Origin of the sequence: Pseudomonas sp. TWRC1-2, from assembly GCF_049896685.1 — a bacterium.
GTDB lineage: Bacteria > Pseudomonadota > Gammaproteobacteria > Pseudomonadales > Pseudomonadaceae > Aquipseudomonas.
In genome coordinates this window covers 98,543-107,045 of record NZ_JAFCUU010000013.1, presented here as the reverse complement: position 1 = coordinate 107,045, position 8,503 = coordinate 98,543, and the positions used below count along the sequence as shown (strand labels likewise).

The 8,503-nt window shown below is 52.7% G+C and carries 9 protein-coding genes and 1 pseudogene; 4 read left to right on the top strand and 6 right to left on the bottom strand.

Going from position 1 to position 8,503, the window contains the following annotated elements; all coding sequences use genetic code 11:
- The 4 genes and pseudogenes from ACP7B3_RS27860 to ACP7B3_RS27845 all read right to left on the bottom strand — a co-directional run.
- Positions 1–542 (bottom strand): annotated as a pseudogene (locus tag ACP7B3_RS27860) (DUF4055 domain-containing protein); the annotation flags it as partial.
- Positions 539–1,840 (bottom strand): terminase large subunit domain-containing protein, encoded by a 1,302-nt coding sequence (locus ACP7B3_RS27855; protein ID WP_145163871.1) that lies wholly within the window; start codon positions 1,838–1,840, stop codon positions 539–541. The pseudogene ACP7B3_RS27860 and the gene ACP7B3_RS27855, both read right to left, overlap by 4 nt.
- Positions 1,827–2,288 carry a DUF2280 domain-containing protein gene (locus ACP7B3_RS27850; RefSeq protein WP_242201978.1) on the bottom strand — a complete coding sequence of 154 codons (462 nt, stop codon included), beginning with the start codon at positions 2,286–2,288 and terminating at the stop codon, positions 1,827–1,829. Before ACP7B3_RS27850 ends, ACP7B3_RS27855 begins: the two co-directional genes overlap by 14 nt.
- Before the next feature lie 30 nt (positions 2,289–2,318).
- On the bottom strand, positions 2,319–2,942 hold the full coding sequence (locus ACP7B3_RS27845; protein WP_145164111.1) for a putative metallopeptidase: 624 nt from the start codon (positions 2,940–2,942) through the stop codon (positions 2,319–2,321).
- Positions 2,943–3,652: 710 nt separating this feature from the next.
- Between ACP7B3_RS27845 and ACP7B3_RS27840 the strand changes: the two genes are divergently transcribed.
- Complete coding sequence (locus ACP7B3_RS27840) at positions 3,653–3,901, top strand: hypothetical protein (RefSeq protein ID WP_145163866.1); 249 nt, start codon at positions 3,653–3,655, stop codon at positions 3,899–3,901.
- Between the two features lie 125 nt (positions 3,902–4,026).
- On the opposite strand, the gene ACP7B3_RS27835 is transcribed toward ACP7B3_RS27840, so the two are convergent.
- Both ACP7B3_RS27835 and ACP7B3_RS27830 read right to left on the bottom strand, forming a co-directional pair.
- Complete coding sequence (locus ACP7B3_RS27835; protein WP_145163864.1) at positions 4,027–4,344, bottom strand: hypothetical protein; 318 nt, start codon at positions 4,342–4,344, stop codon at positions 4,027–4,029.
- Positions 4,344–4,715, bottom strand: a complete 372-nt coding sequence (locus tag ACP7B3_RS27830) for a chemotaxis protein (protein WP_025856073.1) — start codon at positions 4,713–4,715, stop codon at positions 4,344–4,346. The genes ACP7B3_RS27835 and ACP7B3_RS27830 overlap by 1 nt, the downstream gene beginning before the upstream one ends.
- Positions 4,716–4,874: 159 nt before the next feature.
- Between ACP7B3_RS27830 and ACP7B3_RS27825 the strand changes: the two genes are divergently transcribed.
- The 3 genes from ACP7B3_RS27825 (at position 4,875) to ACP7B3_RS27815 (ending at position 8,443) form a co-directional block, all read left to right on the top strand.
- Positions 4,875–5,090: a carbon storage regulator gene (locus ACP7B3_RS27825; protein ID WP_145163863.1), complete on the top strand. Its 216-nt coding sequence runs from the start codon at positions 4,875–4,877 to the stop codon at positions 5,088–5,090.
- Positions 5,091–6,254: 1,164 nt separating this feature from the next.
- Positions 6,255–8,033 carry a sensor domain-containing phosphodiesterase gene (locus ACP7B3_RS27820; protein ID WP_145163861.1) on the top strand — a complete coding sequence of 593 codons (1,779 nt, stop codon included), beginning with the start codon at positions 6,255–6,257 and terminating at the stop codon, positions 8,031–8,033.
- Between the two features lie 173 nt (positions 8,034–8,206).
- Entirely contained in the window at positions 8,207–8,443 is a 237-nt protein-coding gene (locus tag ACP7B3_RS27815; RefSeq protein ID WP_145163859.1) for a hypothetical protein, read from the top strand.
- Positions 8,444–8,503 lie beyond the last annotated feature (60 nt).

Here is an 8,503-nt window from a genome sequence, read left to right as displayed (position 1 = left end):
TCAGCCGTCTTGTAGCCGAAGCCGTCAGGAATCTCCGGCGACTCGCGCAGGACCACCAGCGTCAGCACGCTGTGACCGTTCACCATGCCTGTGCGCCAGTTGATGATGTCTTCAGCGCAGTAGGACAGGATCACCGAGTGCCCGCCGATGCCGTCGTCCTGATGATAGTCGACGTACAGACCGTGGCGACCAGCTTCAAGCACCTTTTCAAGCGTGCCCTGGGAGTGTTGATAAATGCTCACTCCGGAGCCGTTGGCGTTGTCCTGCAGGTATTCCAGTTTCTTCGGCACCGTGAGTGTCGGGTCTTTATGGAAGGCCAGACCCAGCAGCCCGTTACGGGTGTGCCCGGTTGCGTTCTTGAACACCGCCCGCTCGCGGTAAGCCCGATTCCGGTCTTCGTTCTCCGGCGACTTGTCGTGCGCGTTTATGTACGGCAGCCGATCGACTACCCGGTGCTGGCCCGCGCAGACGTCGCGAACGGTCGCCCAGCGGTCCAGGACTGCCGTGTATTCCGCCCGTTTGAAGGAGACGTCGTTGCTCATCGGGCGTATCCCATTTTGATAGCGGTGACCGGTTTGATGATCGGGTACTCGCGGTGGATGAAGTAGCCGCCGGCGTCGTTCGCGTGATCGATGCCGGCGGTTTTGTCTGGCTCCCCGTTCGCGCCCCACACCTGCTGCTCCAGGCCATCGGCATAAGTTGGACAGGTGAACGGGTTGACCAGGTAGCGGCGCTCGCCCTGCGCATTGCAGAAGACGGCGTTCATTGCGTTGATTCGGTCCTTCACGGGCGGGTTTGCCGCTGGAGCGATGACCGCGAACCCGGCCTGCTTGAGCATGGCAAGGTCGGTGATGCTGGCGTTCAGGGACTTGCGTGAATCACCCGAGGCATCCGGGTAAATCCTGATCTCGCACGTCTTCTTGAAGTCGTTGCCGTCGTGCTGCCAGTAGCGCTCTTTGATCCGGCGGATCATGTCGGGCGTGTCGTAACCGTCGATAAGCTCATCCACGGCCCTGGGCAACCCCTGGTCGCGCTTGACGTGGGTGATCGCCGCCATCTTCCCGACGTTGAAGTCCATACCGATGAACAGCGGCTCGCCGGGCTGCACGGTGTCGAAGCACCCGTTGAGCTTGCGGTCGTAAGCCGTGTAAATCGTTCCCGACGTAAGGTTGACGAACTGGCCCTTGAGGTACGCCATGATCAACTGGGGCGGATATGACTCCATCAGAGAGGCGATGTAGTCATCCGGCAGGTTCAGCTCGTTGTCGAACGTGCTGGCCTGCACCAGGCCGTACATCTCTTTCAGTGACGGCTTGTCGCGCAACTGCTTCACGAATTGCAGGAAGACAAACTTAAAGCCTTCCGGCGTCGTGGTGACGTCCACGCCGTTCTTCAGCCCCGGAAGGTTGTAGCGCATACGGGCAATGATCTTGCGCCAGGCCTGCTGAGCCTTGATGGCAGTCAGTACGTCCAGCTCATCCACCAGGGCGTGACCAATCTTGAAACCGACAATCGTCTGCGGTTTCTCCATCGACCGGCAAATCACAGTGCCGCGGTACTGCCGACCGCTGTAGATGTGAACCTCGTGGTTCGCCTGGTTGATCTTGGTCTTGAGCCCCCAGTCGTAGGCCACCTCATCCATGGTCGGATAGAAGATGTCCCGGATCTGCGGGTAAGTCGGTGCGAAGTAGCCAGCGTTGACGCCGGGCCACTCCATGAAGTGCTTACTCAGTGCCGAACAGCCCACCCAGGTCTTGCCTGAGCCGAACCCGGCAACGAACGCACGGAATTTGTGAGGCAGCGTGAGGAACTGAGCCTGCGGAACGTTAAGGCTCGGCATTCGGCTTCCTCGCATCCACCACGTCGACCTGGATGCGGGTCGGGATCACCGGTTCATCACCGGCCTCTTCCTTCCGTGCCCGGTTGACGTAGATGTCGCCGCACTCTTTGGCAGCCTGCTCCAGTAGCTGGGCAGTGAGCGCCATGTTCTTCATGCCTTCGGCTTTCTCAGCCATGCGGCTCAGGGCGCGCAGTCGGAAGGCTCGATTGGCGATCGGGATGTCTTCAGTCTCTTCGCGGAACCGCTTGCGGCTCTCTCGGAACATCGTTGCCCACTTCTCGCCCAGCGCCTTACCGGCTGCCTTTGTTGGGTCGTGTGATTCGCACTGCTGACGAGTGACAACAACGTTGAATTCTTTTAAGACCGCCTCAACCACCTGAGAAGGTGTATCAAAGCACGCGAGAGCCTGAACAATAAAGGCTTTCACCTCACTTCGAAGAGCTGCCATTGGCGATCATCCGTCTTAACCTGTCTAAAATCAGGCCGACTTGAGCAGACAGGTTCCGCAGGCCCTCGATATGTTCAATTTCCCCACCTCAGCAGGACTGTTTGCAGCGTCCACCAACGCTTGAACGTCAGGGCTTGCACCATAACGGCGGACGACACCGACGAACTCTTCAACGTCGTGGCCCTGCAGCTTGATCTTCGGTGCGCCGTCTTGGGTGAATGCTGGTTGAGCGTACTTGTCGGTCGCATGAGCCAGGTGATACAGCTCGTGTTCGATCAGGGCGCAGAACTCAAGGTCGCTGCACTGGGCGCAGTAGTCGGCCGCCAGGGTGATGATGAAGGCCGGCACATCGCCGAACCAATCACGCATCTGTTGCTCCATCCGGGCTTTCTGCCAACCGCCGGCGCGGAACGCTACCTGTTCGGCCTGGCCAAGAACTGTGAGTCCCTGTTTCTCGAAGCTCGACGACGCCCACATGACACGGATACCTGCATCCAGCAAATGGGCATGGTCTTGGTTGTAAAGGCTGCCGGTGTCGGCAAGTATCTCGGCTTGTAGCCAGTCCCATACCTCCGGCGCTGGTGTTAGGCGAATTAGGAAGTCTGGCAGATCGGCCAGATGAAGCGCTGAGGGAGGGGGTCTCGGCCAACTCAAAATCACACCTTTCCAAACTTGAAATAAGTAGCTAATACCTGCAAATATGTGACTCGCATAGCTAAGGAGCAGCAAATGGTGATGTCATGCCATGACCCCCGAAGACTCGTTAAGCATATTGAAAATGCATACCCTGATGCCAGTCGGTCTGCGGTCAATGCGGTCGGAGCCCTACAGTTTGTATTTCCTGATGGCATGGTAATCAACATCTATCCAAAGGGAACCATTCACTTCCAAGGGAAATCCAGCGCCATTCGGGCGAGAGTGGAAGCTCAAATCTCATTTATTAACAGACGATAGCGAGCAGTATCGGTGCTGATTCACCGCTGGCTACCTCAAAGTCACAATCGATCAGGCCGTTTTAGTGGGCAATGGTATTCATTGAGATACCATCTCATAGGCCTGCATGGTGACCATGGAGCAATCCAATGATCAAGCCTTTAGGAACGCTGGTAGACAACGCTGCCGTGGCATCGGCAATAGCCTTGTCGATAGCGCTTACCGCAGTATTGATATCCGGGATCACTGGCGTACTGTGAAGCAGTCGGACGAGGTTGCTCAGTTGCAAAGCCTCGCGCCACGTTTGGGCGCATTCGAAAAATATGGCGCGTTGGGTACGGCGTACCGTTAGCCGCTCGTCACACCAATTAAACTTTCTGAGCGCCAGTGCCGACCTATATTTAGGTGCAAATAAAAAATTTGGAGCGCTAGTGAATAAAGAAGAAATTGAACGAGAGCTTGCCCATGCCGCAAATAATTACAGGCAGCTGGCAAGTACCCTCGCAATGATCAAAGGCACTCCACTTGCTCAAGATCCATCTTTCATAGACCAAATTGAGCACCTCAAAGGTGCAATGATTGCTCTTCAAGCGCAAGTTCGCCGGCTGAGCGTCCTCGATGGAGCAATGCATAGTCCTGCTCGAAGAGGGAAGCACGCGCTGCACCTCGTCAAGCGATAAACGTATAGAGCGATGTTGCACTCACTTACTCTTGCTTATGACGATCTGAGCGTTCATCTAGCCTGCTCAGGAGTCCAGCAACCTAATCTACTTAACTAAGTAGGCAGCGCACCCGCAGTACGCCATCACTGGGGTGCTCGGTTTAGGACTTCATCCGCTTTGTCGGCAGCTTTGGCAGCAGTCGTCGCAGCCTTCGTGGCTTGGTCGGCGGCGGTACCGGTTCGGCGGCTCAGCTCTTCTAGGCGCTTGTCGCGCTCAGTCATGGCGGTGTCGTAGGCTTTTCGCATGTCGGTCACTTGGCTGCTCTGCTTATCAGCGAGCGACCAGTATGCGGCTTGGTAACCCAGTACTGCCCCACCACCCACCAGCACTACAGCAATGGTCCAAACTTCGGCCCGGCGCCACCAGCGGCGTGCGATAAATTCCAATGCGCATCTGTCCATTAGGCGATTCCTCCCAGCTTGGTGCGAAGGCGGGTGATCTCATCGCTCTGCTGCGTCACGCGGTCAGTGAGTTGAGCTACCTGGCTGGTGAGCGCTTCGATCTTACCTTCCATGCGCCCAACGGCAGCTGCCAGGTCATTCCGCTCCTTCGCGAATTGATCGGCGCGGGCCTCGGCTTCTTTGCGAGCGGCGCGCTCCTGGTTCAGCAACTCGTTTAGTCGCTTCAGTGTGCCGATATCGGCGCTGTCCATTGCTCGGTCAGTTGCATCCTTAGAAAGGAACCGGCGCAACCATAGCAGGCCGCCCAGTACCACGGTGGCACTACCGCCCAGCCAGGTAGCTGTGCCTGGGCCTAGGTCAGTAGGGTCCATCTTCACTCCAAACCGCATTTATTCCCATTCTGGGATTCAATAATTGCATGTTCCGCATCATTCAGAAGCGGAGACAAAAAGATATTTCCACACAAAAAATCAGATAATTCCTACATCAATTTTACTTCGGATAGGGAATATTGACGTCGAAATGAGTAATTGAGCAGAGAGGATCGCCTTTTGTTAGTCATTACTAGAACTCCCAATAAGCGCTTGCGTATAGGCGACGAAATCCAAATCAACGTGGCTAAGGTCGTTGAAGATACGGTGTATTTAGCCCTCAGCGCACCCGAACGCATATCAATCAAAGCGGTGAGTGGTATTCACGACGATGAAATACCCAAGCGTCCGAACGGCGCAGTAGAACTTGCTTGAAACGGGGTTAGCAGGCTGCACTCCCTGCTCAGAGCGAGGGGTGGCGGGGCAGAAAACGAAAAAGCCCGCATAATGGCGGGCCAGTTATTACAGCTAGTATCGAAATCCCACTAAAGAAACAGCTCTAAAAAGGGAAAATTATGAGCATTGGATACGTACTAATTGGTATCAAACTTGTCAACCATAGTTCTGGCGCTAATTGGATATCGAATGAAAAGTGAATGACCGTCCGTCAGTTGCGGAAGTACGTTTTTAGCAAATTTAGCAAAGTTGACGACTGATCAACCTGCAAGGCGCTACTCGACCTCGGTCAAGCGGCGCTCCAAAAAAACTTATCCTCTTATCCTTCTCCAGACTCACCAAGTATTTGCAGTTTCATCGCAGAAATTTCTGTTACGAGAACAGTAATGCGAGAAGACTGCGCATCATTCATAACCACCCGCGCAATTTGCTCGATCTGAGTCTGAGCCCTGACCGCGGGTACCTAGCCGCTCACTGGGCTGAATTGAGGGTACAGATCTTTTCTGTGCCTCTTATCGGGAAAAATCCAGCGAATGCTGGGTGCCCGAATAGGGACGTCACAATCAATGAAATTAAAGTGAGGTCGATATTAAATCGACGCCCAACTCAGTGTGCAGATCATGCGGAAGGCCTAGCGCCAAATATTCCAAAAACTTTGGTTGTCGAATATGAGGGACGGCGAGAGGTTCGAAGCAGCACTCCTCTCCATTGGCATTGGCCGGAGAGATCTAGATACGTGCGCACTTTGCTCGGGATCGGGTCGATGAGGACACCTTATCTGCCCCGTTTGCGCAGCGTTCGGAAAAGAAAGCCAGCCATGGATGCGAAAAATGAAGCGGCGCGGTCATTTTTTTCACACAAACTCAAAACGCGTAAGATCGACAGTATGGGCGAATAATCTCTCACTTTCTCACTCGACGCAACTCCATTTTGTGATAAAAGGAGATTTTTTATAGCTACAGTTGCTAAGCATCAAGTATTTCAGGGGAATTGTTAGCGGCTTTAGGCGACCCTAAACATATGAGCTCGCTTTCGGCACCAATCCTACCGAATAAAGCTATGACCATCATAGATAAATGCAGTCGAATTGGTGATGAGCATCTGATATGTTCACACACATATGTGTTCCAAGCGGAGGTGATCATGGATGCTGCCGATTCGACCCCAGATTATGAAGAGGTGCGCTTGAAGCGCGTGGCAGAATTTTGCTCATGCGACCAAGAGAGTGATGAGGTTTTCGAAAAGTTAATCGCTATCACTTCAGAATATTTCAACGCACCGATCGCACTGATATCCATTGTAGATGAGCATAAGCAATGGTTTAGAGCTCGGATTGGAATCCCAGAACACTCAACATCTCGCGGTATTTCGTTCTGCGCGCACTCGCTTTTTGACAAAAACCCTTTAGAGGTTTTAGACGCTAGAATGGACGAACGCTTCAAAGATAACCCTATGGTAAATGGACCACCTTATATTAGGTATTACGCTGGCGCGCCTCTTCTTACAGATGACGGCTTCTCTCTCGGTAGTCTCTGCATTATCGATACATCTCGTAGAGAACCAATGAGCAAACGAGACATGGGAATGCTCGTTTATTTCGCTCAACTCGTAATTATGCGAATGACGGGCTTACGCTCACGCACCTACATTGACCAGCCAACTGGCCTATTTAATCGACTCCGATTGGAAGAAGATATAAGACTCGTCAGCACCACTGACGAAGAACATTATCTTTATGCTGTGGACGTTATCTCACCTAAATTTCTAAACGACGTTGTAAAAGCTCTCGGGTACAGTTTCTCACAGGAACTAATGCTCAACGTCAAGACTCGCCTTCAAGCGATATTACCAAAAGGTTGCGTCTTATATAAAATCAGCCCTACACGATTTGGCTTTCTTCTACATGCGATAGACCCTATAGAGACTCTGTGTATGAAGATACTATCAGATTTTGAACGGCCGGTTGATTGCAAAGGGATTCCCATACAGATGCAGACAGGCATTGGCGTGTTACCTCTTATCGACTCAGGGGAGAAAGACTGGCTTCGCTTAGTGGTTGGAGCTGCTGACGACGCTAGAGTTCGCAATCTGGGATGGTCACTGTATCAACCGAAGTTAGATGCAGCACAGAAACGGGCGTTTGTGCTACTAAGCTCATTATCTGAGGCCGTCCGGTCAGCCAGCCAATTAAATTTGGTTTTCCATCCGAAAGTAAACCTGTCGGATTTTTCCTGCGAAAGTGTTGAGGCGTTAATCCGCTGGACCCACCCGACACTCGGCCCTATAGGTCCAGCTGAATTTATTCCTTTGGCTGAAAAGACTGCATTAATGCGACCTCTGACTTTCTGGGTACTTGATGCAGTTGCCACTCAAGCAAAAGAGTGGAAGGAACAAGGGATTAAATTGAGAGTGGCCATGAACGTAACTGTTGGCGACCTTGAAAATTCGAATTTCGTAGATCGAATCGAAGACCTTATAGGCGAGAGCGACCTTGATCCAGACGATTTAGAGCTGGAATTCACTGAAAGCATGCTTATGTCCGAACCCGTAACGGTAATAGCGCAACTGGAGCGCGCACGAAAATTGGGCATAGAGGTCTCTGTGGACGACTTTGGCACTGGTTACAGCAACTGGTCATATCTACGACAGCTTCCAGTTAACACGGTGAAACTTGACCAATCACTAATTAGCAACCTCAATGCAAATGAAAAAGACAAGCGACTCGTTAAGACATTGATCGAGCTCGCTAAAGGACTGGGATATCGGGTAGTAGCAGAGGGAGTTGAAACCGAAAAGATTCTGTCCCTCATTAGCCAATGGGGCTGCACCGAGGCCCAAGGGTACTTGATTACTAAGCCTCTGAGCGCAGGTCTATTGACCGAGTGGTTGCAACAGGGAGGTTTTCGACCTGAATCTCGATAAGGCGAGAGCACCCAATTTTGTGCTATGCCGAGGCGCCTTTGATCTCTCAGCCTCCGCGCTGAGTCCCGCCTCTATACGCGCTTAGAAAACGTCGACTCCAGCATTGAGAACCTTCAATTCTCCGTCTAGTTTTACTAGACCCAATCAGGGACGACTGAAATCGGAGATAGGATATGCGTGGATATAAGGGAGTATTCGTTGTGGCGTGTCTAGCTGCGGGAATCATGTCACAAGCGGGCATCGCTAGCGCCGAGGGGGATATTGCCACAGACGTGCGCACGGATGTACGTAATGCAGACAAAGACGCTGACCGCGCCGAGCATGATGTTGATAAGGAAGCGAAGCATCTAGAAAACGAGCGGCACAAGGGCGATCGCCACGTAGATAAAGAGATGAAGAAAGAGCTCTAAAAAACATGACCATGGCGGCGGGCAGCCCTAACATCGACTCCCCGCCATCTCAATAGTGCG

What these genes read in the sequence shown, in the direction of transcription:
- ACP7B3_RS27855 (WP_145163871.1), bottom strand. Translation starts at nt 1,840, where the DNA reads ATGCCGAGCCTTAACGTTCCGCAGGCTCAGTTCCTCACGCTGCCTCAC.
- ACP7B3_RS27820 (WP_145163861.1), top strand. Translation starts at nt 6,255, where the DNA reads ATGGATGCTGCCGATTCGACCCCAGATTATGAAGAGGTGCGCTTGAAG.
- ACP7B3_RS27835 (WP_145163864.1), bottom strand. Translation starts at nt 4,344, where the DNA reads ATGGACAGATGCGCATTGGAATTTATCGCACGCCGCTGGTGGCGCCGG.
- ACP7B3_RS27830 (WP_025856073.1), bottom strand. Translation starts at nt 4,715, where the DNA reads ATGGACCCTACTGACCTAGGCCCAGGCACAGCTACCTGGCTGGGCGGT.
- ACP7B3_RS27850 (WP_242201978.1), bottom strand. Translation starts at nt 2,288, where the DNA reads ATGGCAGCTCTTCGAAGTGAGGTGAAAGCCTTTATTGTTCAGGCTCTC.
- ACP7B3_RS27815 (WP_145163859.1), top strand. Translation starts at nt 8,207, where the DNA reads ATGCGTGGATATAAGGGAGTATTCGTTGTGGCGTGTCTAGCTGCGGGA.